This window comes from Alkalicoccobacillus porphyridii (assembly GCF_007293315.1).
GTDB lineage: Bacteria > Bacillota > Bacilli > Bacillales > Bacillaceae_D > Alkalicoccobacillus > Alkalicoccobacillus porphyridii.
The window spans coordinates 1-239 of record NZ_VLXZ01000404.1 but is presented as its reverse complement, the minus strand read 5'-3'; the positions used below and the strand labels follow the sequence as shown (position 1 = coordinate 239).

1 pseudogene is annotated in these 239 nt (G+C 54.4%); it reads left to right on the top strand.

Annotation, left to right across the window (positions count from 1 at the left end):
* Positions 1-239, top strand: a pseudogene (locus tag FN960_RS24740) (MFS transporter); the annotation flags it as partial.

The window sequence follows — 239 nt, the reverse complement described above, 5'->3', positions numbered from 1 at the left end:
GAACTGGCACCGAAAAAAGCGGCAGGTACGGCAGCGGGCTTTACCGGGCTGTTTGGTTACCTGGGCGGTTCGGTGGCGGCGAGCGCGATTGTTGGCTACACCGTGGACTTCTTCGGCTGGGATGGCGGCTTTATGGTAATGATTGGCGGCAGCATTCTGGCGGTTATCTTGTTGATTGTTGTGATGATTGGCGAAAAACGTCGCCATGAACAATTACTGCAAAAACGCAACGGAGGCTA